General features: G+C 69.2%; 24 protein-coding genes. 18 read left to right on the top strand and 6 right to left on the bottom strand.

Annotated features, from left to right (window positions below):
- The first annotated feature begins 21 nt into the window (after window positions 1-21).
- The 3 genes from UK23_RS07400 to UK23_RS07390 are packed head-to-tail and all read left to right on the top strand — an operon-like array spanning window position 22 to window position 2,924.
- Window positions 22-1,386 carry a PLP-dependent aminotransferase family protein gene (locus UK23_RS07400; protein WP_045310669.1) on the top strand — a complete coding sequence of 455 codons (1,365 nt, stop codon included), beginning with the start codon at window positions 22-24 and terminating at the stop codon, window positions 1,384-1,386.
- Complete coding sequence (locus UK23_RS07395; protein WP_045310627.1) at window positions 1,383-1,841, top strand: GNAT family N-acetyltransferase; 459 nt, start codon at window positions 1,383-1,385, stop codon at window positions 1,839-1,841. The genes UK23_RS07400 and UK23_RS07395 overlap by 4 nt, the downstream gene beginning before the upstream one ends.
- A 33-nt stretch (window positions 1,842-1,874) precedes the next feature.
- Window positions 1,875-2,924, top strand: coding sequence for a D-alanine--D-alanine ligase family protein (locus UK23_RS07390; RefSeq protein ID WP_045310626.1), 1,050 nt, complete (start codon window positions 1,875-1,877; stop codon window positions 2,922-2,924).
- Here the strand turns inward: UK23_RS07390 and UK23_RS07385 are convergent.
- Both UK23_RS07385 and UK23_RS07380 read right to left on the bottom strand, forming a co-directional pair.
- Window positions 2,921-3,499 (bottom strand): DUF3515 domain-containing protein, encoded by a 579-nt coding sequence (locus tag UK23_RS07385; protein WP_231114408.1) that lies wholly within the window; start codon window positions 3,497-3,499, stop codon window positions 2,921-2,923. The two genes, UK23_RS07390 and UK23_RS07385, sit on opposite strands and share 4 nt — an antisense overlap.
- A 19-nt stretch (window positions 3,500-3,518) precedes the next feature.
- Complete coding sequence (locus UK23_RS07380; RefSeq protein WP_030467939.1) at window positions 3,519-3,752, bottom strand: Lrp/AsnC ligand binding domain-containing protein; 234 nt, start codon at window positions 3,750-3,752, stop codon at window positions 3,519-3,521.
- A 97-nt stretch (window positions 3,753-3,849) separates the two neighbouring features.
- Between UK23_RS07380 and UK23_RS07375 the strand changes: the two genes are divergently transcribed.
- From UK23_RS07375 to UK23_RS07355, 5 genes are read left to right on the top strand one after another with little or no spacing between them, the layout of a single operon-like run.
- Window positions 3,850-4,818, top strand: a complete 969-nt coding sequence (locus UK23_RS07375) for a thiamine-phosphate kinase (protein ID WP_045310625.1) — start codon at window positions 3,850-3,852, stop codon at window positions 4,816-4,818.
- A 55-nt stretch (window positions 4,819-4,873) separates the two neighbouring features.
- Window positions 4,874-5,284: a GNAT family N-acetyltransferase gene (locus UK23_RS07370; RefSeq protein WP_196777646.1), complete on the top strand. Its 411-nt coding sequence runs from the start codon at window positions 4,874-4,876 to the stop codon at window positions 5,282-5,284.
- A gap of 10 nt (window positions 5,285-5,294) precedes the next feature.
- Window positions 5,295-5,816 (top strand): gamma carbonic anhydrase family protein, encoded by a 522-nt coding sequence (locus UK23_RS07365; protein ID WP_045310623.1) that lies wholly within the window; start codon window positions 5,295-5,297, stop codon window positions 5,814-5,816.
- A gap of 16 nt (window positions 5,817-5,832) precedes the next feature.
- On the top strand, window positions 5,833-6,507 hold the full coding sequence (locus UK23_RS07360) for a uracil-DNA glycosylase (RefSeq protein ID WP_045310622.1): 675 nt from the start codon (window positions 5,833-5,835) through the stop codon (window positions 6,505-6,507).
- Complete coding sequence (locus UK23_RS07355) at window positions 6,492-7,709, top strand: MFS transporter (protein WP_082114476.1); 1,218 nt, start codon at window positions 6,492-6,494, stop codon at window positions 7,707-7,709. Before UK23_RS07360 ends, UK23_RS07355 begins: the two co-directional genes overlap by 16 nt.
- 19 nt (window positions 7,710-7,728) lie before the next feature.
- Here the strand turns inward: UK23_RS07355 and rpmB are convergent, their stop codons facing one another.
- Complete coding sequence (rpmB, locus tag UK23_RS07350) at window positions 7,729-7,920, bottom strand: 50S ribosomal protein L28 (RefSeq protein WP_030467945.1); 192 nt, start codon at window positions 7,918-7,920, stop codon at window positions 7,729-7,731.
- Between the two features lie 148 nt (window positions 7,921-8,068).
- On the opposite strand from rpmB, the gene UK23_RS07345 reads away from it, so the two are divergent.
- Together UK23_RS07345 and recG are read left to right on the top strand one after the other, a co-directional pair.
- Window positions 8,069-9,679, top strand: coding sequence for a DAK2 domain-containing protein (locus UK23_RS07345; protein WP_045310620.1), 1,611 nt, complete (start codon window positions 8,069-8,071; stop codon window positions 9,677-9,679).
- Between the two features lie 14 nt (window positions 9,680-9,693).
- Complete coding sequence (gene recG / locus UK23_RS07340; protein ID WP_045310619.1) at window positions 9,694-11,856, top strand: ATP-dependent DNA helicase RecG; 2,163 nt, start codon at window positions 9,694-9,696, stop codon at window positions 11,854-11,856.
- Window positions 11,857-11,965: 109 nt separating this feature from the next.
- Here recG and UK23_RS54515 read toward each other — a convergent pair whose 3' ends face one another.
- Entirely contained in the window at window positions 11,966-13,219 is a 1,254-nt protein-coding gene (locus tag UK23_RS54515; RefSeq protein WP_269112248.1) for a hypothetical protein, read from the bottom strand.
- 318 nt (window positions 13,220-13,537) lie between these two features.
- Between UK23_RS54515 and UK23_RS07330 the strand changes: the two genes are divergently transcribed.
- The 5 genes from UK23_RS07330 (at window position 13,538) to UK23_RS07310 (ending at window position 20,102) form a co-directional block, all read left to right on the top strand.
- Window positions 13,538-16,915 carry a pyruvate carboxylase gene (locus tag UK23_RS07330; RefSeq protein ID WP_045310617.1) on the top strand — a complete coding sequence of 1,126 codons (3,378 nt, stop codon included), beginning with the start codon at window positions 13,538-13,540 and terminating at the stop codon, window positions 16,913-16,915.
- A gap of 221 nt (window positions 16,916-17,136) precedes the next feature.
- The gene (locus UK23_RS48360) at window positions 17,137-17,577 is read left to right on the top strand and encodes a hypothetical protein (RefSeq protein ID WP_156212903.1); all 441 of its coding nucleotides are present in this window, start codon (window positions 17,137-17,139) and stop codon (window positions 17,575-17,577) included.
- Between the two features lie 17 nt (window positions 17,578-17,594).
- Window positions 17,595-18,194 carry a hypothetical protein gene (locus UK23_RS07320; protein ID WP_045310616.1) on the top strand — a complete coding sequence of 200 codons (600 nt, stop codon included), beginning with the start codon at window positions 17,595-17,597 and terminating at the stop codon, window positions 18,192-18,194.
- 130 nt (window positions 18,195-18,324) lie between these two features.
- On the top strand, window positions 18,325-19,398 hold the full coding sequence (locus UK23_RS07315; RefSeq protein ID WP_045310615.1) for an MBL fold metallo-hydrolase: 1,074 nt from the start codon (window positions 18,325-18,327) through the stop codon (window positions 19,396-19,398).
- 20 nt (window positions 19,399-19,418) lie between these two features.
- The gene (locus tag UK23_RS07310; RefSeq protein ID WP_045310614.1) at window positions 19,419-20,102 is read left to right on the top strand and encodes an SDR family NAD(P)-dependent oxidoreductase; all 684 of its coding nucleotides are present in this window, start codon (window positions 19,419-19,421) and stop codon (window positions 20,100-20,102) included.
- Here the strand turns inward: UK23_RS07310 and UK23_RS07305 are convergent.
- Window positions 20,053-20,499, bottom strand: coding sequence for a hypothetical protein (locus UK23_RS07305; RefSeq protein ID WP_045310613.1), 447 nt, complete (start codon window positions 20,497-20,499; stop codon window positions 20,053-20,055). The two genes, UK23_RS07310 and UK23_RS07305, sit on opposite strands and share 50 nt — an antisense overlap.
- Window positions 20,500-20,530: 31 nt before the next feature.
- Here UK23_RS07305 and rsmD point away from each other — a divergent pair, with 31 nt between their 5' ends.
- Together rsmD and coaD are read left to right on the top strand one after the other, a co-directional pair.
- Window positions 20,531-21,091: a 16S rRNA (guanine(966)-N(2))-methyltransferase RsmD gene (rsmD, locus tag UK23_RS07300; protein WP_045310612.1), complete on the top strand. Its 561-nt coding sequence runs from the start codon at window positions 20,531-20,533 to the stop codon at window positions 21,089-21,091.
- Between the two features lie 53 nt (window positions 21,092-21,144).
- A complete protein-coding gene (coaD, locus tag UK23_RS07295; protein WP_045310611.1) occupies window positions 21,145-21,627 on the top strand; it encodes a pantetheine-phosphate adenylyltransferase in 483 nt (160 codons plus the stop codon).
- Here coaD and UK23_RS07290 read toward each other — a convergent pair.
- A complete protein-coding gene (locus UK23_RS07290; protein WP_330769916.1) occupies window positions 21,624-22,064 on the bottom strand; it encodes a GNAT family N-acetyltransferase in 441 nt (146 codons plus the stop codon). The genes coaD and UK23_RS07290 overlap by 4 nt on opposite strands.
- Window positions 22,065-22,165: 101 nt before the next feature.
- Between UK23_RS07290 and UK23_RS07285 the strand changes: the two genes are divergently transcribed.
- On the top strand, window positions 22,166-22,882 hold the full coding sequence (locus UK23_RS07285; RefSeq protein WP_045310610.1) for a DivIVA domain-containing protein: 717 nt from the start codon (window positions 22,166-22,168) through the stop codon (window positions 22,880-22,882).
- Window positions 22,883-22,940 lie beyond the last annotated feature (58 nt).

The raw sequence follows: 22,940 nt of genomic DNA, 5'->3' as shown, positions 1-22,940 counted from the left end.
CTTCCTGGCAATGTCAGCGCCGTGGCTGAGACCGCGCTTCCCGTCGCCCTCGACCGCGAGTCCGCCGAACCGCTCGCCGTCCAGCTCGCCGACGCGTTGAGGTCGGCTGCTTCGGAGGGACGGCTGAGAGCAGGCGACCGGTTGCCGTCCACGCGCGCGTTGGCCGAGTCGCTCGGCGTATCGCGCACGGTCACGGCCGCCGCCTACGACCAGCTGCACGCGGAAGGCTGGATCGCGGGCCGTCACGGTTCCGGCACCTACGTCACCACGACCCCGCCCGGCCCGTTGCGCAAACGTTCGCGCAAGCCAGCGGTCCCCGCCATCACCGACTTCGTCGACCTCGGCACGGGCGCGCCCTGGGCAGGAGGTCTCGACCGCGCGGCCTGGCGGAGAGCGTGGCGGGGCGCTGCCGATGTCGCGCCGCTGTCCCGTCCCGAACGCGCAGGCCTGCCCGAGTATCGCGAGGCCATCGCCGAGCACCTGCTGCGCCACCGCGGCCTGGCCGTCAACGCCGACCCCGTCCTCGCGACCGGCGGCACCACGGCGGTGCTGACCGAGATCGCGGTCGCCGTCCTCAAACGCGGTGATGCCGTGGCGGTGGAGGAACCGGGCTACCAACGTGCCGTGGGCGTCTTCCGCGCCAACGGGCTGAAGGTCGTCCAGGCCGCCGTGGACGCGGAAGGCCTGCTGCCCGAGGCGGTTCCGAACGGCGTGAAGGCCGTCTACTGCTCGCCCGCCCACCAGTACCCGCTCGGCGGCCGCATGTCGGCCGGGCGGCGGGTCGCGTTGGTCGAAAGAGCGCGCAGGGACGGCTGGCTCGTCATCGAGGACGACTACGACGGCGAGCTCAGGTACGACGTGGCGCCACTCCCGTCGCTCGCGGCGCTCGCACCGGACGTCGTCGTCCACCTCGGCACGACGAGCAAGATCCTCACGCCGACGCTCGGCGCGGGCTGGATGGTCGCGCCGGAGCACATCGCCACGACGATTCTGGAGCACCGCGACCTGACCGGCACCGGACCGGCCGCGGCTGGGCAACGGGTCGTCGTCGAGCTCGCGCGCACCGGCGACCTCGGCCGGCACCTGCGCAAGCTGAGAAGAGAACTGTCCGAGCGCCGGGCGTTGATCGTCGACACGTTCGCGGCAGCCGGGATCGAGGTGCTCGGCGACGACGCGGGCGCGCACGTCGTGGTGCTGCTGCCCAGCCTCGAACGGGAGCGCGAGGTCATGCGGCAGGCGCTCGAACGCGGTCTGCGGCTCGACGGCCTCGCCCGGCACTACGTCAACCGCGCCAAGTTCCACGGCCTCGCCATCGGCTACAGCGCCTGCTCCCGCGAACAGCTGGTCAACGCCCTGCCCGTCCTCACGGAGCTGATCACCCGATGACCTTCGTCCCAGCAGACTTCACGGTCCCACCCGTTTTGACCACCCCGTCGTTCCACCTCGAGCCCCTCGGCCCGCAGCACAACGAGCGGGACCACGAGGCGTGGACGACGAGCACCGGGCACATCCGGTCGACGCCGGGCTTCGACACCTGGACCTGGCCGCCCGCCGAGGGGATGTCGCTCGAACGCAACCTGGCAGACCTGCGCAGGCACGCGGACGACTTCACCCAGCGCAAGGGGTTCACCTATTCGGTGCTCGACGGGGACGAGGTGATCGGCTGCGTGTACATCTACCCGGCGCGCGACGACCACACCGTGGCGAGGGTGCACTCGTGGGTGCGCGCCGACCGCGCTGACCTGGACAAGCCGCTGCACGACGCGGTTTCCGCCTGGCTGAGGCAGGACTGGCCGTTCGCAGAGGTCCGCTACGCCCCGCGACCGTCAACTGGTCGGTAGGCACAATCGCCCAAACGGGTAGGGTCGGGCCCCATGACGCAGCGCAAGACGAGGGTGGCCGTGGTGTTCGGCGGCCGCAGCTCCGAGCACGAGGTCTCCTGCCAGTCCGCCAAGAGCGTCCTGCCCTACCTGGACGCGGACCGCTTCGAGGTGGTGCCGGTGGGCATCACACCGCAGGGGCAGTGGGCACTCGGCACGGACCCGAACGCGCTGGAATCAGGCGCGGGCAACCTCCCCACGCTGCGCAACCAGACCGTCGCCGCGATCGAGCCCGGCCAGGCTCTCCAGGACGTCGACGTCGTCTTCCCGCTGCTGCACGGCGCGTGGGGTGAGGACGGCACCATCCAGGGCCTGCTCGAACTGGGCGGCCTCCCGTACGTCGGGCCGGGCGTGTTCGCGAGCGCCGCGGCCATGGACAAGATCTTCGCCAAGAAGATCCTCCAGGCGGAGGGCCTCAACGTCGGCAAGTTCGTCGCACTGGACCGCGCCGCCACCACGCTGACGCTGAACGAGCGCGAGCACCTCGGCCTGCCGGTGTTCGTGAAGCCGTCGCGCGCCGGGTCGTCCGTCGGCATCTCCAAGGTGAGCGACTGGGCCGACCTGGACGCCGCGATCTTCGAGGCGCGCCAGCACGATCCCAAGGTCATCATCGAGGCCGCCGTGCCGAACATGCGCGAGATCGAGCTCGCCGTGCTGGAGTTCCCGGACGGCCGTGTCGAGGCCTCGCTGCCCTGCGAGCTGCGTCCGGTCGGCGAGCGCGTCGAGTGGTACGACTTCGAAGCCAAGTACGTCGACGACTCCTACGAGGCCGACATCCCGGCGAAGCTCGACGACGACATCGCGGCGCAGTTCCGCGAGATGGCCGTCAAGGCGTTCAAGGCGCTCGACTGCCAGGGACTGTCCAGGGTGGACTTCTTCCTCACCGAGCAGAATGAGCTGGTCATCAACGAGCTCAACACCATGCCCGGCTTCACGCCGATCTCCATGTACCCCAAGGCGTGGGCGGCCACCGGCATCGACTTCACCACGCTGCTGACCACGTTGATCGAGACGGCGATCGCGCGGGGATCCGGTCTCCGCTAAGGCGTTGCCTTGACCGGCTGCTTCGGCAGCAGGTCTCGCACGGCGGTGGAAACGTCCTGGAGCGCACCGGTGCCCGCGTCGTCGGGCACCGTCAGCGCGATGTGCACGCCGCGGTCCACGACCACCCACGTCGAGCTGCCGGAACCGGGCAGCTGCAGCCACTGCACGTCCGAGATCACCCGCAGCTGCGAGGTCGCGGACAGCTCGGCCGGCCGCGGCAGGCCGCACCGCAGAACCACCGGATCGTGCTCGGTGTCACCCCACGCGACGGTGGCGGGCGGCGCGGGCGAGGCGAGTTCCCGGCGCGGCAGCACGTCCTTCCCGGACGGCAGCTGCGCCGGCAGCTTCTCGATCAACGACGTGCACGGCGCGGAGGCCGCGTCCGGTGCGTCGATGGAGACCAGCGCGAGGGGACCCGTGCGACCGGGCACTTCCGGCGTCTGGTCCACCGTGTTCAGCACGAGACCGAGTGCGGCGAAACCGATGACGAGCACCACGGCGAGCCCGACCGCCGCGAGCAGCGGCCGGGACAGCGCCGACCTGGTTTCCGGCAGCTTGGTTTCACGCTGTGTCACCCGGTTATGGGAACACGAGCTAGAGATGCACCACCGGGCAGGTGAGCGTCCGAGTGATGCCTTCCACATTCTGGATACGGGCGACCACGAGCTGGCCCAGCTGGTCGACGGTCTCGGCCTCGGCGCGGACGATGACGTCGTACGGACCGGTGACGTCTTCTGCGGTTGCTACCCCTGCGATTCCGGAAATCTCGGAGGCGACTGCGGCGGCCTTGCCGACCTCGGTCTGGATGAGGATGTATGCATGCACCACGGCGTGCCCCTTCGTCGCGACAGGTTGGGTCGAGGTAGGAACGTGTCACGCAACGTACCCCAGTTGGGGTTCCGAATGCTCAGATTGGGAGGCAACTTTGCGTCCGGAGCCGCCGCGCGATGCGGAGACGGTCGCCGAAGTGGGTGAGTTCAATCTCATCCACCGGGTGACGACCGGTCGGGCGCAACCCGAGACGACCATCCTCGGGCCGGGGGACGACGCGGCCGTGGTCGCCGTTCCGGACGGGCGGGTCGTCGCCTCCATGGACGTGCTGGTCGAGGGTGTCCACTTCAGACTCGACTGGTCCAGTCCTGAGCAGGTGGGCCGAAAAGCGGCCGCGGTGAACCTCGCCGACGTCGTCGCGATGGGTGCGTTGCCGTCCGGTCTGCTCGTCGGGATCGCGTGCCCGGCTGACACTCCCGCGGCGACGATCCAGGGGATCATGTCGGGACTGTGGCAGGAGGCGGCGAAGGCCGGCGCGGGCATCGTGGGCGGCGACATGGTCAGCTCCGCCACGTTGGTGATCTCCATCACCGCAATGGGTGACATGAACGGACTCGAGCCGATCACACGTTCCGGCGCGCTCGTCGGTGACGTCGTCGCGGTGACCGGACGGCTCGGCTGGGCGGCCGCGGGCCTCGCCGTGCTGGGCCGCGGGTTCCGCTCGCCGGTCGGCATCGTCAACGCCCAGCGCACCCCCGAGCCGCCGTACGAGGAGGGCCCCAGGGCCGCGGAGGCCGGCGCCACGTCGATGATCGACATCTCGGACGGGCTCCTGCAGGACCTCGGCCACATCGCGGACTCGTCGGGCGTGGCGATCGACGTCCGCACCGAGCTGCTGCCGTTGCACCCGCGGCTGCTCGACGTCGCGTCGGCACTGGGCGGCGACGCACGGCACTGGGCGCTGACGGGCGGCGAAGATCACGCTCTCGCCGCGACCTTTCCCGGTCCCAAGGCGGTTCCGGAGAACTGGACGACCATCGGCACGGTCCGCGCGGGCGAGGGCGTGACCGTGGACGGCAGGGCTTACGAAAAACCCCCTGGCTGGGAGCACTGGCGCGCGTAAACTGGTCGATGTGGAACTATGCACGCGCACGTATGACCATCCAGACTCGGTCAAGATGATCGCCGACCTCCAGCAGGTCTACGTCGAGCGCTACGGCGACGTCGACGTCACGCCGGTCGACCCGGCGCAGTTCGCCGCACCGCTCGGCTACTTCGTCATCGGCTACCTCGACGAGGTGCCGGTCGCGTGCGGCGGCTGGCGGGTGAACGACGAGCTGGCCGGCGCCGCCGAGATCAAGCGCATGTACGTCGTCGACGCCGCACGTGGCAAGGGCCTCTCCCGCCTCGTGCTCGCCCACCTGGAGGCCACCGCGCGCGAGGCCGGCCTGGAGCGGATGGTGCTGGAGACCGGTCTCCGCCAGCCCGAGGCGATCGCGCTCTACACCTCCAGTGGCTACGAGCGGATCGACAACTTCGGCGTCTACCGCGACCACCCGGAGAGTCGCTGCTTCGGGAAGCCGTTGTAGGTTCGGGCGCATGGCCATCTATGCGTTGGGGGACTACACGCCGCAGATCCACCCGGACGCGTACGTGCACCCGGATGCGACCGTGATCGGCGACGTGCGCATCGGCGCCTTCTCGTCGGTGTGGCCGCAAGCCGTGCTGCGCGGCGACTACGGCCGGATCGTCGTCGACGAGCGCACCTCGGTCCAGGACGGCACGGTGATCCACTGCACCGAGGTCCACCCGGTGCACATCGGGTCGTCGTGCGTCATCGGCCACAACGTGCACATCGAGGGCGCGACGATCGCGGACGACTGCCTGATCGCCTCAGGATCGGTGGTGCTCAACGGTTCCATCGTGGAGAAGGGCGCGATCGTCGGCGCCGGCGCGGTGGTCTCGTTCGACGGGCACGTCCGCGAACGCACGATGGTGCTGGGAGTTCCGGCTCGTGAGCGGGTCGGACATGTTGTGCCAGAACAGGCTTGGGCGTTCATCGTCGAGAAATATGTGCAGAACATCGGTTTGTACCGGGAGAAGCTGCGCCGTCTCGACTGAGATAGGGTTCACAGCCGTGGCTCGTCCCCTCAACGAAGTTGTCGAAGCCGGTTGGGCTGAAGCTCTCGCCCCCGTCGCTGACCAGATCGCCGCCATGGGTGAGTTCCTGCGCGCGGAGGTCGCCGCCGGCCGCACCTACCTGCCGGCGGGCGAGAACGTGCTGCGTGCGTTCAAGCAGCCGTTCCACCAGGTCAAGGTGCTGATCGTCGGGCAGGACCCGTACCCGACGCCCGGCCACGCGGTCGGCCTGTCGTTCTCGGTGGCGCCCGACGTGCGGCCGATCCCGAAGTCGCTGGTCAACATCTACAAGGAGTACGCGGAGGACCTCGGTCACCCGCTGCCCTCCAACGGCGACCTCACGCCGTGGTCCGAGCGCGGTGTGCTGCTGCTCAACAGGGCGCTGACCGTGCAGCCCGGCAAGGCGAACTCCCACCAGGGCAAGGGCTGGGAGGCCGTGACGGAGCAGGCGATCAAGGCGCTCGCCGCCCGGGACGCACCGCTGGTCTCCATCCTGTGGGGCCGCAACGCGCGCAACCTGCGGCCGCTGCTCGAACCGTTGCCCGCCATCGAGTCCGCGCACCCGTCGCCTCTTTCGGCGCACGCCGGGTTCTTCGGCTCGAAGCCGTTCAGCCGCGCCAACGAACTGCTGGAGAAGCAGGGCGCGGAGCCCGTTGACTGGAAGCTTCCGTAGTCGCTCCGGCAAGACGTGATCTGACGCTGACGGCCGCCGGTGCGGCCGTCAGCGAGTTCGGCAACGCGTTGTCCCTGCTCGTCCTGATGTTCTGGGCGACGCCGATCAGCCCGTTGCTGGTCGCCGCGATCCTGGTTGCCGAACTGCTGCCGCTCGTGCTCGGTGCCCCGCTCGCCGGTGTGCTCGTCGACCGGCTGCCCAACCGCCGCCTGCTGATCGTCGCGCTGCTGTTCCAGGGCGTCGCGATCGCGTCCATCGCACCGCTGATGGGCCAGCCGGCGTTCGTGGTGGCGCTGGTGTTCCTCTCGGGCTGTGGGCGTGCGATCGCCCAGCCCTGCATCTCCGCTCTTGTGCCGCACATCGCGGGCGAAGAAGAAGCGACGCGTGGTTACGCGTGGCTCAGCACCGGGCGCAGTCTCGGGAGCATGGCGGGCGTCACCGGAGGTGCGGTGCTCGCCGGGATCTTCGGTCACCCCGCCGCGATGCTCATCGACGGCTGCACGTTCCTCGCCTATGCGGCGATGCTGGCGTTCGTGCGCTCGGAACGCCGGCCGTCCGGCACGCACGAGGTGCGTCCCAGCGCTCTCGCGGGCATTCGGCACGTGCGGCGGGACCCCGTGCTGTTCGCGGCAGTGATCGGGCTGGCCCTCTGCGTCGGCGCGGTTGTCGTGATCAACGTGGCCGACCCCGCGTTCGTGCGGTTCGTGTTGCGCGGCGACGAGTTCGTGCTGGGCGCGATGCAGGCGTGCTGGATGACCGGGATCCTGGTCGGCAACAGGCTTGCCGCGCGGCTTCGCACCGTGCCGGGGGTGGCTCAGGCGATCGCCGTCGCCGCCATCACCACGGGTGTCGGGGTGCTGATCCCGGCGACGTTCCCGTTCGTCGTGGCGGCGGGGACCGGCTGGGTGATCGGCGGCGTGTCGAACGGGATCCACAACGTGGCCCTGAACGCCGTCGTCCGGTTGCGGACCCCCGAGGAGATGCGCGGGCGGGCGTTCGCCGCCGTCGGGTCGATGGTGATCGGGGCGAACCTGCTCGGGACTGCTGCCGCGGGCGGGTTGCTGCTGTTCATCGGGCCCCAGGCGGTGTTCGCGCTCGGTGGCACGGGGGCGTTGCTCAGCGGGCTGGCCTGCCTGGTGTTCGTGCGCAGGGCCCTGAAACGCGGAAGGAGCCCGGCCGCGGCCGGACTCCTTCCGAACTAAAAACGAACTGTGGCGGTGATCAGCCGCGCACGACCTTGCCGGCCTTCAGGCAGGACGTGCACACGTTGATCCGCTGGCGCTGCGAGGCCGAGACCTTGGCGCGCACAGACTGGATGTTCGGGTTCCAGCGGCGGTTCGTCTTCCGCTGGGAGTGCGAAACCGAATGGCCGAAGCCCGGCCCCTTGCCACAGACGTCGCACACGGCAGCCACGTCAGCCACTCCTTCAGGTTCCTCAAGCGGTGAGTCTCGCGTCCCGGTGGGCGCGCAAGCGTGCACAAGCCTCAACCGGGCACGGCAACCCAATCAGGGTAGCCGGTGGCCTCACCCGCGACCAAACCGGGTGGATACCCTCGCCGCCATGCAGGTCATGGATGCGGTCGCGGTGCGCAGATGGGCGGACGCGTGCGTGCGGTCGCTGGACGCCAACCGGGAGTCGATCGACCAGATCAACGTCTTCCCGGTGCCCGACGGTGACACAGGTACCAACCTGCTGCACACGATGCAGTCGGCGCTGGACGCGCTGCTGCGGTCGCCCATCTCCACGGTAGGCGACGCATTGTCCGCACTCGCCCGTGGCGCGCTCGCCGGGGCGCGCGGGAACTCCGGCGTGATCCTGTCGCAGGTGCTCAGGGGCCTCGCGGAGACCGTGCAGGAGGTCTCCCTCGTCACGGGTTCGGCGTTGCGCAAGGGGCTGCAAAGGTCTGACGAGCTGGCCACTGCGGCCGTGTCGAAGCCGGTTCCCGGCACGGTCCTGTCAGTGCTGCACGCTGCTGCGGAGGCCGCCCGTGACTGCCCGTCGGACGAGCTCGACGAGGTGGTGCTGGCGGCGTCGCGCGCGGGTGCGGTGGCGTTGGCCGATACACCGCGGCAGCTCGCCGTGCTGGCCAAGGCCGGGGTGGTCGACGCGGGTGGACGTGGCCTCGTTGTGTTGTTGGACACACTGGCCGCGGTGATCACCGGTCAAGCGGTGGAAACGCCGATGGACGCGCCGCTGCTGCCGCGCACGCCCGAGTCGCTGACGACCGAGCGCGAGAGCGGGTCGTCGGAGTTCGAGTACGAGGTCATGTACCTGCTCGACGACACCTCGGAGGAGGCGGTGCTCGAGCTGCGGGCGTCGCTGAACCTGCTCGGCGACTGCGTGTCGGTCGTCGGTGATGGCGCTTCCCTGTGGACCGTGCACGTGCACTGCAACGACATCGGCGCGGCCATCGAGGCGGGTGTGCGCGCTGGGCGTCCGCACCGGATCACGGTGGCGCGGTTCGCCGACCAGATCGCCGCGCAGGCGTCGCGGTTCGTGCGCGACCGGTCGATCGTGGTGGTGGTGAGCGGCGCGGTCGACCTGTTCCGCGCCGAGGGAGCGACGGTGTTCGACCTTGCCACTTCTTCTGCGACGCCCACGGACCTGTTGTCCGCCATCGTGTCGACGCGCGCGCGTCACGTCGCGGTGCTGCCGGGCGATCCGGACATTCGCGAGGCTCTGGACGAGGCCGTGGCGTACGCACAGGCCGCCGGGCAGGACGTGGTGGTGGTGCCGACGTTCTCGCCCGTGCAGGCCCTCGCGGCATTGGCGGTGCACGACTCGTCTCGGCGTGCCGGTGACGACGTTGTCGCCATGGCAGAGGCTGCTGCTGCCACGCGCCGTGGTGAGCTCTCGATCGCAGCTGACGAGGCGTTGACGTGGGTGGGCCGCTGCCAGCCGGGCGACCTGCTGGGCATGCTGGACGGCGAGGTGGTGCTGATCGAGCCCGGCCCTGCTTCTGTCGAGTCGGTGCTGGACCTGTCGTGCCGGCTGGTCGACCGCATGCTGGCCGGCGGCGGCGAACTGGTGACGGTGATCCTCGGCGCCGACGCTCCGGACGGCCTGGTCGACGTGCTGGAGGACCACCTCCGGGTGACCCATCCGGAGGTCGAGGTGACGGCTTATCCGGGCGGCCAGCCGGATGCGGTCATTTTTGTCGGTGTCGAGTAGTTGAATGGGTCGCGATGATCTCCTTCGACGACAAGCTGCAGCCGTTGCTCGGCAAGAAGACCGCCGACGCACTGGAGACCGGCCTCGGCCTCACGACGGCCGGTGACCTGCTGCGCCACTACCCGCGCCGCTACGACGAGCGCGGGAAGCTGACGGACATCAGGTCCCTGGAAATCGACGAGCACGTCACGGTCCAGGCCGAGGTCCGCAAGTGCACCAAGCGGCGCATGAAGGCCCGCCACGGCCACATGACCGAGGCGGTGATCACGGACGGCACCTCCGAGCTGCACCTGGTGTTCTTCGGCAAGGTGGCGTTCGTGGCGGAGCAGGAGCTCCTGCCCGGCACCCGTGCCCTGTTCGCCGGCAAGGTGGGCCGCTACCGGCAGAACCTGCAGCTGGTGCACCCGGCGTTCGAGATCCTCACCCCGGAGCAGGACGGATCGTCGTTCCTGCAGGCGTTCCTGCCGGTCTACCCGGCTTCGCAGCACATCAACACGTGGAACATCGCGAACTGCGTGAAGCAGCTGCTGGAGATCTGGGACGGTGTGCCAGAGGACCCGCTGCCTGCTTCCTTTCGCGAGGAACACGGCCTGATCGGCCTGGAGGAGGCGCTGCGGGCGATCCACCGGCCGGACAGCTGGGCGCAGATCTCCGTGGCGCAGCAACGGCTGAAGTGGGACGAGGCGCTGGCCGTGCAGCTGACCCTGGCCCAGCGCCGCAAGGCGTCCAGGGCGCGCCCGGCTCCCTCGTGCGCGCGCCGGTCCGGCGGGATTCTGGATGCCTTCGACGCGCGGCTGCCGTTCACGCTGACGGCCGGTCAGGTGTCGGTGGGCGAGCAGATCTCCGAGGATCTTGCTTCGGTCGTGCCGATGAACCGCCTGCTGCAAGGAGAGGTCGGTAGCGGTAAGACCATGGTCGCGTTGCGAGCCATGTTGCAGGCCGTCGACGCCGGTCGTCAGTCCGCCATGCTCGCGCCCACGGAAGTCCTTGCGGCACAACACGCTCGCTCACTGCAGGAGATGCTCGGCGACCTCGCCCAGGCCGGCCAGCTCGGCGGCGCGGAGGACGCCACGCGGGTGACGTTGCTGACCGGCTCGATGAACACGGCCCAGCGTCGCCAGGCGCTGCTCGACATCGTGACCGGCGAGGCGGGCATCGTCGTCGGCACGCACGCGATCATCCAGGAGAAGGTCGAGTTCCACTCCCTGGGCCTCGTCGTCGTCGATGAGCAACACCGCTTCGGCGTCGAGCAACGCGCCGCCCTCTCGGCGCGCGGTGAGAAGGAGAACCCGCACGTCCTGGTCATGACCGCGACGCCGATCCCGCGCACGGTCGCCATGACGGTCTACGGCGACCTGGAGGTGTCGGCTCTCCGCGAGCTCCCCGGCGGCCGCTCGCCGATCAAGACCTCGGTCGTGCCGGTGCGCGAGAAGCCCGCCTGGCTGGACCGCGCCTTCGCCCGCGTGCGCGAGGAGGTGGCCGCGGGTCACCAGGCCTACTTCGTGTGCCCGCGCATCGGCGACGAGGAGCCCGCGAAGTCCTCTTCCGAGGACGAGGACAAGCGCCCGGCGCTGTCCGTGGTCGACGTGGCGACCATGCTGGCCCAGGGCCCACTGCGAGGCCTGCGGATCGAGATCCTGCACGGCCGCATGCCCCCGGACGAGAAGGACGCCGTGATGCGCGCCTTCTCCGCCAACCAGGTTCAGGTGCTCGTCGCCACCACGGTCATCGAGGTGGGCGTCAACGTCCCCAACGCCACGGTCATGGCCATCATGGACGCCGACCGCTTCGGCGTCTCGCAGCTCCACCAGCTCCGCGGCCGCGTGGGCCGGGGCAGCGCACCGGGCCTCTGCCTGCTGGTCACCGAGATGCCGGAGATGACCGCGACGATGGAACGCCTCCGCGCGGTCGAGTCCACTCTGGACGGCTTCGAACTGGCCCAGCTGGACCTCGAGCTGCGCCGCGAGGGCGACATCCTGGGCGCCGCCCAGTCGGGCCGCCGCTCGGCCCTGAAGATGCTGTCGCTGCTGCGCGACGAGGACATCATCGCGGACGCGCGGGTGGCGGCTCAGGGGTTCGTGGACGCGGATCCGGATCTGGAGAAGCACCCGGGACTGGCGGGCATGGTGGCGACGCTGCTGACGGAGGAGCGGGCGGACTTCCTGGAGAAGGCCTAGCCCCGCGCTCCCCAGGACTCTGCCCGAACGCACACCCGTCGAACAGCCATGAGGGGCACGTTCACGGACCTCAGGTCCGTGAACGTGCCCCTCATGGCTCGGGTGCTCGTCAGTTCTGGCGCGGCTTCGGGAACTGCTCGGTCTTCGGCTCGCCGGCCTCCTCGGCCGCCGAACCGTCCTCCAGCGGCTTGAGCACCGACATGGCCGCCTCCACCGCGGCCTGCGCGGCGTGGAACTGCGTGGCCAGGTTGTCGTGCGCCGACCGCAGCGATGCCTCCCGGTCCGCCGCCGCGGCCGCGCGCTGGTCGGCCAGCGCCACCGCGGCCGCCGACTTCTCCTCGGCCTCGCGGATCAGGGCCGACGTGCGGGCTTCGGCATCCCGAACCAGCGCAGCGGCCTTCTCGTCGGCTTCACGCACGGTGGTCGAGGCCTTCTCGTCGGCCGCGGCAACGGTCGTCGTGGCCTTGTCGGAAGCGTCGCGCAGCGTGGCCGCGGCCTTCTCCTCCGCCGCGCTGACCAGGGCGGCAGCCTGCGCGGAAGCGTCAGCGGTGGTCTTCTCGGCGCGAGCCAGCGACTCGGACTCCAGCTCGGCGAGCGCCTTCTCGGCCTCGGCCTGCTTCTCGGCCAGAGCCTCGTCGAGCTTCGCCAGCGCGGCGACCCGCGTGGCCTCGGACTCGGCGGCGATCCGCTCGGCCTCGGCCTGCGCGTCCGCCAGCACCTTCTTGTGCTCGGCGGCCAGCGTCGACTTCAGGCCGTCGTACTCCTTGTCGAGCTCGTCGTGGTACGCCTTGTACTTCGCGTCGAGCTCCACCCGGCGGGCGTCCAGGTCGGCCGACTTCTTCTCGAACTCGGCGGCCACGCGCTCGCCGTCCGCACGCACCTCGGCGACCAGGGCCTCGTGCTCACCAGTCAGTCGAGTGCGCAACGCGTCGTGCTCGGCCTCGAGCGCCGACTTGCGCTCGGCGAACTGCTTCTCCAGCTCCGCCGTGCGCTGCTGGTGGGCAACTTCCAGCTGCTTGCGGCGGGCCTCGGTCTCGGCCAGCAGGCGGTTGTGCTTCTCGCGCTGCTCCGCCGCCCACTTCTCGGCCTCGCCACGCGTGGCGGCGGCCTTGTCGAGGGCGTCCTTGCGGATGTCCGCGATCTCTTCCTCGGCCAGCGACATCATCACGCGAACACGCTCGGTGACGTTCGACGCGCTCACGGGACTGTTGGCCAGGTTCTGGAGCTGCATCTTGGTCTTGTCGAGGTCGGCGCGCATCGAGTTCAGCAGCTTCGTGAGCTCGCCGACCTGCGCGGCTGCGGCGTCACGAGCGCGGTTCGAGTTCTTGAGGTCAAACTCCAGGCGAGTGACTCTCTCGTTCACCTGTCGCTGGTTGTAACCACGGAGGACAACGTCGAAATGCGGTGTGCGGGCAGTAGGCTGCCCGGCTCCATCAGCCCCGGCCATATGGCTCACCCTACCGAGCTGGTTCCCAAGATCGTCACTCGATCTGGTGAATCCCACTACCGGGTGGAGTCTGACCGGGTGGTGGGTGTCCCCCTAGCTCCCAAACCGCGAGAATCCTCACGGACAAGACCGATCAGGATGACACCCATCACGTGAGACAGTCCTCCCAACAGGCAAGAGTCGCACGGTAACGTGCCCGAACTGACCGCCGAGCAACACCCGGGAGGGCTACGGATGTTCCGCAAGGTTCTTGTCGCCAACCGCGGCGAGATCGCGATTCGCGCGTTCCGAGCCGCCTACGAACTGGGCGCGGGAACGGTCGCCGTTTTCCCTCACGAAGACCGAAACTCGCTGCACCGGTTGAAGGCCGACGAGTCGTACGAGATCGGCGAGCCCGGTCACCCCGTCCGCGCCTACCTCTCCGTCGACGAGATCATCAAGGCCGCCCGCAAGGCCGGTGCCGACGCGATCTACCCCGGATACGGCTTCCTGTCGGAGAACCCGGAGCTCGCGATGGCCTGCCGCGAGGCAGGTCTGACGTTCATCGGTCCCGTCGCCGAGGTCCTGGAGCTGACGGGCAACAAGGCGCGCGCCATCGCCGCCGCCCGCGAGGCCGGGCTGCCGGTGCTGGAGTCGAGCGCGCCCTCGTCGAACATCGACGAGCTGCTCGAAGCGTCGAAGCCGATGCGTTTCCCCGTGTTCGTGAAGGCTGTCGCCGGTGGTGGCGGCCGAGGCATGCGCAAGGTCGACGACCCGGCCGCACTGCGCGAGGCGCTCGAAGCGGCGTCGCGCGAGGCGGAGTCGGCGTTCGGAGACCCGACGGTGTTCCTCGAGCAGGCCGTGGTCGAGCCGCGCCACATCGAGGTGCAGATCCTCGCCGACGGCCAGGGCAACGTGATCCACCTCTTCGAGCGCGACTGCTCCGTGCAGCGGCGCCACCAGAAGGTCATCGAGATCGCGCCCGCGCCGAACCTCGACCCCGAGCTGCGCGACCGCATCTGCAACGACGCCGTGAAGTTCGCGCGCCACATCGGCTACCGCAACGCCGGCACGGTGGAGTTCCTGCTCGACCCGCAGGGCCACTACGTCTTCATCGAGATGAACCCGCGCATCCAGGTCGAGCACACGGTCACCGAAGAAGTGACCGATGTGGACCTCGTGCAGTCGCAGATGCGCATCGCGTCCGGCGAGACGCTGGAGGACCTCGGCCTCAGCCAGGACACCGTCCAGCTGCGCGGCGCCGCTCTCCAGTGCCGCATCACGACGGAGGACCCGGCCAACGGGTTCCGCCCGGACACCGGCACGATCAGCGCCTACCGCTCGCCCGGCGGCTCCGGCATCCGTCTCGACGGCGGCACGGCCGGCTCGGGCATGGCCATCAGCCCGCACTTCGACTCGATGCTCGTGAAGCTCACGTGCCGCGGCCGCAACTTCGGTCTCGCCGTCGCCCGTGCGCGCCGTGCGATCGCGGAGTTCCGCATCCGCGGTGTGTCCACGAACATCCCGTTCATCCAGGCCGTGCTGGACGAGGCGGACTTCTACGAGGGCCGCGTCACCACGTCGTTCATCGAGAAGCGCCCGCACCTGCTGACGGCGCGCCACTCGGCCGACCGCGGCACGCGTCTGCTGACCTACCTCGCGGACGTCACGGTCAACCACCCGAACGGCACCCGCCCGACCGCGGTCGACCCGCGCGAGAAGCTGCCGATCGTCGACCTGAACGCGGAACCGCCCGCCGGTTCCAAGCAGAAGCTCACCGAGCTCGGCCCCGAGGGCTTCGCGCGGTGGCTGCGGGAGAGCAAGGCGGTCGGCGTCACGGACACGACGTTCCGCGACGCGCACCAGTCGCTGCTGGCGACTCGAGTACGCACCAAGGACCTGCTCGCCGTCGCGCCGCACGTCGCGCGCATGACGCCCGGGCTGCTCTCGCTGGAGTGCTGGGGCGGCGCGACGTACGACGTGGCACTGCGGTTCCTCGCCGAGGACCCGTGGGAGCGGCTCGCCGCACTGCGCGAGGCCGTGCCGAACATCAACCTGCAGATGCTGCTGCGCGGCCGCAACACGGTCGGCTACACGCCGTACCCCGAGGCGGTCACCAAGGCGTTCGTGCAGGAGGCGACGAACACCGGCATCGACATCTTCCGGATCTTCGACGCGCTCAACGACGTCGAGCAGATGCGCCCGGCGATCGAGGCCGTGCGCGAGACCGGAACGGCGGTCGCCGAGGTCGCGCTGTGCTACACCAGCGATCTGTCCAATCCGGACGAACGTCTGTACACACTGGACTACTACCTCAAGCTGGCAGAGCAGATCGTCGGTGCCGGCGCGCACGTGCTGTGCGTCAAGGACATGGCGGGTCTGCTCCGGGCACCGGCCGCGTCGCGCCTGATCACGGCGCTGCGCAAGGAGTTCGACCTCCCGGTCCACCTGCACACGCACGACACGGCGGGTGGCCAGCTGGCGACGTACCTCGCGGCGATCCAGGCCGGCGTGGACGCGATCGACGGCGCGACCGCGTCGATGGCGGGCACCACGTCGCAGCCGCCGCTGTCGTCGATCGTGGCGCTGACCGACCACACCGAGCACTCGACGGGCCTCGACCTGCAGAACGTCTGCGACCTGGAGCCGTACTGGGAGTCGGTGCGCAAGATCTACGCGCCGTTCGAATCCGGAATCCCCGGCCCGACCGGTCGCGTCTACCACCACGAGATCCCCGGTGGTCAGCTCTCGAACCTGCGCACTCAGGCCGTCGCTCTCGGCCTGGGCGAGAAGTTCGAGGAGATCGAGTCCATGTACGCGGCTGCCGACCGGATGCTCGGCCACCTGGTGAAGGTGACGCCGTCGTCCAAGGTCGTCGGTGACCTCGCGCTGCACCTCGTGGGCGCGGGCGTCTCGCCGAAGGAGTTCGAGGCCGACCCCGGCAAGTTCGACATCCCGGCGTCGGTGATCGGCTTCCTGCACGGCGAACTGGGCGACCCGCCCGGTGGCTGGCCGGAGCCGTTCCGCTCGAAGGCTCTCGCAGGCCGTCCGGCACCGAAGCCGGTCGAGGAGCTCGCGCCGGAGGACGAGGCCGGGCTCGTCGATGCTCGCAGGGCGACCCTGAACCGGCTGCTGTTCCCGGCGCCGACGAAGGAGTTCCTCGCGCACCGCGAGGCCTACGGCGACACGTCGGTGTTGCGCTCCAAGGACTTCTTCTACGGCCTGCGTCCCGGCGAGGAGTACTCCGTCGACCTGGAACCGGGCGTGCGGCTGCTCATCGGCCTGGAGGCGATCTCCGAGGCCGACGAGCGCGGTCTGCGCACGGTCATGGCGACCCTGAACGGCCAGCTGCGGCCGATCCAGGTCCGCGACCGCTCCGTGACGACGGACATCCCGGTCGCCGAGAAGGCCGACAGGGGCAACCCGAACCACGTCGCGGCGCCGTTCGCCGGTGTGGTCACGGCTGTGGTGGCCGAGGGCGACTCGGTCGACGCCGGTCAGACGGTCGCGACGATCGAGGCCATGAAGATGGAGGCCGCGATCACCGCGCCCAAGGCGGGCAAGGTGCAGCGCCTGGCGCTGCGCGGCGCCCAGCAGGTCGAGGGCGGAGACCTCCTGATCGTCCTGGAGTAACCACCTGACTTTCTCTGAGCGGCCCGGTCATCGACCCGATGACCGGGCCGCTTTGTTTTCTGCATCTGCGCCGACGTACGCCCGCAAGGGCTCTTCGATGTGGGCCGTTCAGCCTATTGATACTGCCGGTATTTCTGCATGGTGCCTCAGACATCGGAGGTGTGTACTCAACGCATCACACGAACAGCTCGTAACAAGTCACCTGCGGAAGGGGTGCTGAAGTGAAGCGATCACTTGTGAGGTCGTTCGCGGCGTTGATGGCCGTTGCTGGGGCATTACTGGCCGTGCTTCCGGCCGGAGTGGCCAACGCGGCCGCGAACTGCGACTTCAACGCCGGCACGGGTGCGTACAGCTGCAGCGGCCAGCAGAACGTGAAACTCCCCAGCGATGTCGTGGGAGCCCGCGTCTACACCGGGACCTACTACGAGGGCGACCGGCTGACGATCTGGGCGCCGAAGGACTGCCCGAAGGACGGGTGGGTCAACCACCAGGTCCGGCTCAACAACACCCAGTGGGCCAGGAACATCGGCTCGGTCCAGCCGTTCGGTCAGTGCGCCGTCTGGCTCGCCTTCGACAACGGCGGTCGTGAGGGGCCCTACGAGAAGGACAACAGCAACGTCGCCGACATCGGCCGCTACACCGTCGAAGTCCAGCTGAGCTGAGAGAACCGGGAGACGACATGACCTTCGCACCTCGAACCAAGACGCTGGGTGCCCTCGCCCTCGCTGTCACCGCGGCGTTCAGCGTGCTCGCCGCCCCCTCGGCACTGGCGGCCGACGAGCCGACCGGCAAGCAGCTCCTGGAGGCGTGCAACACCGACAGCAGTGCGACCTGCAAGTTCCACCCGAGCGGTCCGCTGGACTACTCGGTCGGCCAGATGGCCAAGGTGAGCCACCAGGAGAACTGCACCTCCTCGCCGTCCACGCTCGTCTACGAGCACTCGGGCACGGTCGGCACGAAGAACATCTACGGCTTCAACTTCTCCTTCGGCACCAACGTCTCGAACGGCCTCACGGCCGCGATCGCGACGTCGTACCAGAAGGAGTGGTACAAGGAGTCGAAGGTCACGAGCCAGCTCCGCCAGGACGTCGGGCCGAAGACCGCGGTGGACATCTACGCCGGCCCGCAGATCACGCGGGTGAACGGGCGCTGGGAGCTGTTGTTCAAGGAACCCAAGTGGGGCCACTACTACTGGTACCTCGACGACACGATCGAAGGGCGCACGTCAGGACAGCAGTGGTCGTTCTACACCCAGAACGTCCGCACCACGAAGTGCTGACCCGTCGTTGACCAGGAGCCCCGGCGCACCCTCGGCCGGGGCTCCTCCTCGCGCGGCTGGCGAGCCGCCCGGAACTCGACGACCATTCCCTGCGTTGCACCGGGCACAGGTCAGGGAAGAGGGTTCGATCATGAAGAAGGCGTTGGCCGGCCTGCTCGGACTGGCGGGCGTGGCGTGGGCGTTGCGGGACGTGCCCCGGCAGCTGGGCGGCAAGCCGGACCCGGTGGAGATGGCGCGTTCGCCGCGCTACCGGGACGGGAAGTTCCACAACGACAAGGAAGTCAGCACGGTCCCGGACCGCGACTCCTTCTCGGCACGCGACTTCCTCTTCGGTGGCGAGGACCGGAAGCCTTCGTCCGCGGTGCCGCTGGTCGGGCCTGCCGCGCCGGTGTCGTCCGGGCTGCACGTGACCTGGTACGGGCATGCTTCCGCGCTGATCGAGATCGACGGCGCGGCGGTGTTGCTGGATCCCGTGTGGAGTGACCGCGTGTCGCCGTCCGCGCACGTCGGACCTCGTCGCTTGCACCCAGTTCCGCACTCGTTGTCCGATTTGCCCCGGCTGAGTGCTGTGGTGATCTCGCACGACCACTACGACCACCTGGACATGGCGACTGTGGATGCGTTGGTCGCGTCGTCGTCGTGTGTGTTCGTGGTGCCGTTGGGGTTGGGGGCGCATCTGCGGCGGTGGGCCGTGCCTGCTGATCGGATTGTCGAGCTGGACTGGGACGAGTCGTTCAGCGTGGACGGGTTCGAGCTCACTTGTACTGCGGCGCAACACTTTTCCGGGCGGTCGGTGCAGCGGAACGTCACGTTGTGGGCGTCCTGGGTCATCAAGCGCGGGTCTCGTTCGGTGTTCTACAGCGGCGATACCGGGTATTTCCCCGGCTACAAGGCGATCGGCGAAGCTCACGGGCCGTTCGATGTTGTGCTGATGCAGGTCGGTGCGTACGGGGATGCTTGGCCGGACATCCACATGACGCCTGAGGAAGGCGTCCAGGCGTTCGACGATCTCGGTGGCGGGCTGCTGATCCCGGTGCACTGGGCCACGTTCAACCTGGCGCTGCACGCGTGGACCGAGCCGGTCGACCGCGTGTGGCGCGAGGCGAAGGCGCGCGGGTTGAAGCTGGCGGTGCCGCGGCCGGGCGAGCGGGTCGACGTGGACGCGCCGAACGAGGTTGACGGGTGGTGGCAAGCTCTCGCCTGACAACTTCGTTGGGGGAAAGCATGCGCACAGCAGTTGTGACGGGCGGTGGCACCGGTATCGGCCGGGCCATCGCTCTCGAGCTCGTCTCGCAGGGCCTGGACGTCACCATCACCGGACGTCGTGCCGAGGTCCTCGCCGAGGTTCCGGGCGTCAAGCACGTCGCTTTCGACGCCGCGGATCCGGCGGCGGTCCGCTCCGCACTGACGGACCTTCCGTCCCAAGTGGACGTTCTCGTCAACAACGCGGGTGGCAACATCGGCCATGACGACACGAAGACGCGCTGGCTCGCGAACTACGAGGCCAACGTGGTGAGTGCGGTGCTCGTGACCGAGGCGCTCACGCCGAGGTTCGCGGACAACGGCCGGGTGATCACCATCGGCTCGATCGCCGGGCGCAGGGGCGGCGGCAGCTACGGAGCCGCGAAGGCCGCGGTGGAGGCGTGGACCGCGGATCTCGCCGGAGAGCTCGGGACGCGTGGGATCACGGCCAACGTCGTGTCACCCGGCCTGATCGTGGACACGGAGTTCTTCGGCGACTCGATGAGCGAAGAACGGCTCAAGACGTTGATCGGGCAGACGAAGAACGGAAGGGCCGGGACTCCGCAGGACGTGGCGGCGCTCGTCGGGTTCCTGGCTTCGGAGCGGGCCGGGCACATCACCGGGCAGGTGCTGGCGGTGAACGGCGGGGCGCACCTGGGGCGGTAGCGCGCAGGCGGCGGATGGCTCGGAGGAGCTCGTCGCGGTGCTTGGCCGACTTCAGCCAGCCGGGCAGCTTCGCGAGGATCGTCATCCGCCGCACGCACGACGGATGCGGGTCTTCGCGGAGCGCGGCGCCGACGTACGACTCCAGCAGGTCGAGGTGTGAGCCGTTCAGCGCCCACAGCGTGTGGCCGGCGCACGGCGTCGACAGCCAGAGGTCCGGCACGAAGCGTGCGTTGTCCCAGCACCACACACGCTTGTACGGACGTACGTGCGCGCACGCCGGGCACACGAGACGACCGTCAACCACGACGGCCTGGGCTGCGCAGGACGGGCACGCCACGAGCACCGGGTCCGCGGCCAGCTCGCACAGGCAGGCGCCCGAGTCGCGGTGGCGGGTCATCCGCACAGGATGCACCTGGGACGATGAGCGGGTGACGCGAATTGTTGCCGGGAGTGCGGGAGGCCGCAGGCTCAAGGTGCCGCCGAAAGGGACGAGGCCCACGTCCGAGCGGGTGCGGGAGGCGCTGTTCAGTTCGCTCGAGTCGTTGATGGACCTCGACGGGGTGCGAGTGCTTGACCTGTACGCGGGGTCGGGGGCGCTCGGCTTCGAGGCGTTGAGCCGGGGGGCCGGGCACGCGACGTTCGTGGAGGCCGACAAGAGAGCGGCCGAGGTGCTCAAGGCGAACGCGCGGGAGTTGCCCTTCCGGGACGTCGTGATCGCGAACCGGAGTGCCGAGGCGTACTCGGTGAGCGAGGGGGAGGCGTTCGACGTGGTGTTCGCGGATCCGCCCTACGCGGTCACCGACGGGGAGCTCGAGAAGGTGCTTTCTGGATTGGTAAACGCGGCGAGGCTCACAGCCGGGGCCGTGTTGATCGTGGAGCGTGCTTCGCGCAGTGCCGAACCAGCGTGGCCCGAGGGAGTGGAATCCTTGCGTGCCAAGCGTTATGGGGACACGGCTGTGTATTGGGGGCAGGTGCGTTCGGATGGGTGACGAGAACCACGGACACGCCTGGAGGCGTCCGATCGGGTGCTAACGTCCGGCTCATGACGCGTGCCGTGTACCCCGGCTCCTACGACCCGGTAACCAACGGTCACCTGGACATCATCGGGAGAGCCGCGCACCTCTTCGAAGAGGTTGTCGTCGCCGTGCTCATCAACAAGAACAAGCGCACCTTGTTCGACGTCGAGGAGCGGCAGGAGATGCTGCGCGAGGTCACCAAGCAGTGGGACAACGTGCGGGTGGATTCGTGGCACGGGCTGTTGGTCGACTACTGCCGTGAGAACAACATCAAGGCCATCGTGAAGGGCCTGCGCGCGGTCAGTGATTACGACTACGAGCTGCAGATGGCGCAGATGAACCACCAGCTCACGGGTGTCGACACGCTGTTCATGCAGGCCAGCCCGCAGTACTCCTACCTGGCGTCCTCGCTGGTCAAGGAGGTCGCGACCTACGGTGGCGACGTGTCGACGCTGCTGCCCGCGACCATCGAGCAGCGGCTGCAGCAGCGCCTCGCCGAGCTGCGTTAGAGCGAGAGCTTCATGCCCACGTGCGACGCGGTGAAGCCGAGTCGTTCGTAGAAGCGGTGTGCGTCGACGCGTGAGGCGTCGGTGGTGAGCTGGACGAGGCCGCAGCCACGGGCGCGGGCCTCGTCGATCGCCCAGCGGATCAGCTGTTCGCCGAGTCCGTTGCCGCGCTGGTCGGAGCGCACTCGGACGGCCTCGACGGTCGCACGGGTCATGCCGAGGCGCGACAGGCCGGACGTGAACGTGAGCTGCAAGGTGCCGACGACCTCGCCCCGAGCATCGGCCACCGCGAGGTACTGGTGCGGGTCGGCATTGATCACTTCGAAGGCTTTGAGGTAGGCGGGGTCGCCCGGCGTTTCGCGCTGCGCGCCCAGCGGGTCGTCCGCGAGCATCGCCACGATCGGGTCTACATCGGCCGCGGTCGCCCGCCTGATCGTGATGGTCACGGCCAAATCCTGACACGCCCTGCCGATCTCCCTCTTTCGGGGAGATCGGCAGGGCACACTTGTGAGTGGGAGCCACAGGGGTTAGGGAGTGAGACGTGTACCGGGTGTTCGAGGCACTCGACGAGCTCGTCACGATCGTCGAGGAAGCGCGCGGAGTTCCGATGACCTCGGGCTGCGTGGTGCCGCGCGGTGATGTGCTCGAACTGCTCGACGACGTGCGCGACGCGATCCCCGCGGAGCTCGACGACGCGCAGGACGTGCTGGACCACAAGGACGAGCTGGTCGGCAAGGCCAAGCACGACGCGGAAGCGGGCGTGTCGAAGGCCCGTGCGGACGCCGATCGCATGCTCGCCGAGGCGCAGGCCGAGGCCGAGGCGATGCTGTCCGACGCGCGGGCCCGTGCCGAGCGGATGATCGCCGAGGCTGAGGACCAGGCGGAACGCACCGTCGCCGCCGGCCGGCAGGAGTACGACGACCTGGTCGGGCGGTCGCACGCCGAGGCCGAGCGGATGATCCAGGCCGGTCGCGCCAACTACGAGCGCGCCACCGAGGACGGCCGAGCCGAGCAGGCCAGGCTCGTCAACGAGCAGGAGGTCGTCCGGGCCGCGCACGCCGAGGCGGCGCGGCTGCTCGACAGCGCCCAGAGCGAGTCGATCCGGCTGCGGTCGGAGTGCGACGCGTACGTGGACGGCAAGCTCGCGGACTTCGAGGACCTCCTCGCGCACACGCTCAGGTCGGTCGGCAAGGGCCGTTCGCACCTGCGCGGGCCGGCCGTCGCGGGGTCTGCCGCGCCGTTCGACTACGGTGCTTAACGAACCAGGTGCTCCTCGGAGCGCCTGAACGTGTGATTCGCGCTACGTCGGACAGGTG

The sequence above is a fragment of the Lentzea aerocolonigenes genome, assembly GCF_000955955.1.
Classification (GTDB): domain Bacteria; phylum Actinomycetota; class Actinomycetes; order Mycobacteriales; family Pseudonocardiaceae; genus Lentzea; species Lentzea aerocolonigenes_A.
Note: the sequence above shows the minus strand (reverse complement) of the source record. Positions and strands in the feature narration are given on the sequence as shown.

What these genes read in the sequence shown, in the direction of transcription:
- UK23_RS07395 (WP_045310627.1), top strand. Translation starts at nt 1,383, where the DNA reads ATGACCTTCGTCCCAGCAGACTTCACGGTCCCACCCGTTTTGACCACC.
- UK23_RS07390 (WP_045310626.1), top strand. Translation starts at nt 1,875, where the DNA reads ATGACGCAGCGCAAGACGAGGGTGGCCGTGGTGTTCGGCGGCCGCAGC.
- UK23_RS07370 (WP_196777646.1), top strand. Translation starts at nt 4,874, where the DNA reads ATGATCGCCGACCTCCAGCAGGTCTACGTCGAGCGCTACGGCGACGTC.
- UK23_RS07365 (WP_045310623.1), top strand. Translation starts at nt 5,295, where the DNA reads ATGGCCATCTATGCGTTGGGGGACTACACGCCGCAGATCCACCCGGAC.
- UK23_RS07345 (WP_045310620.1), top strand. Translation starts at nt 8,069, where the DNA reads ATGCAGGTCATGGATGCGGTCGCGGTGCGCAGATGGGCGGACGCGTGC.
- recG (WP_045310619.1), top strand. Translation starts at nt 9,694, where the DNA reads ATGATCTCCTTCGACGACAAGCTGCAGCCGTTGCTCGGCAAGAAGACC.
- UK23_RS07330 (WP_045310617.1), top strand. Translation starts at nt 13,538, where the DNA reads ATGTTCCGCAAGGTTCTTGTCGCCAACCGCGGCGAGATCGCGATTCGC.
- UK23_RS07320 (WP_045310616.1), top strand. Translation starts at nt 17,595, where the DNA reads ATGACCTTCGCACCTCGAACCAAGACGCTGGGTGCCCTCGCCCTCGCT.
- UK23_RS07315 (WP_045310615.1), top strand. Translation starts at nt 18,325, where the DNA reads ATGAAGAAGGCGTTGGCCGGCCTGCTCGGACTGGCGGGCGTGGCGTGG.
- UK23_RS07310 (WP_045310614.1), top strand. Translation starts at nt 19,419, where the DNA reads ATGCGCACAGCAGTTGTGACGGGCGGTGGCACCGGTATCGGCCGGGCC.
- UK23_RS07305 (WP_045310613.1), bottom strand. Translation starts at nt 20,499, where the DNA reads ATGACCCGCCACCGCGACTCGGGCGCCTGCCTGTGCGAGCTGGCCGCG.
- coaD (WP_045310611.1), top strand. Translation starts at nt 21,145, where the DNA reads ATGACGCGTGCCGTGTACCCCGGCTCCTACGACCCGGTAACCAACGGT.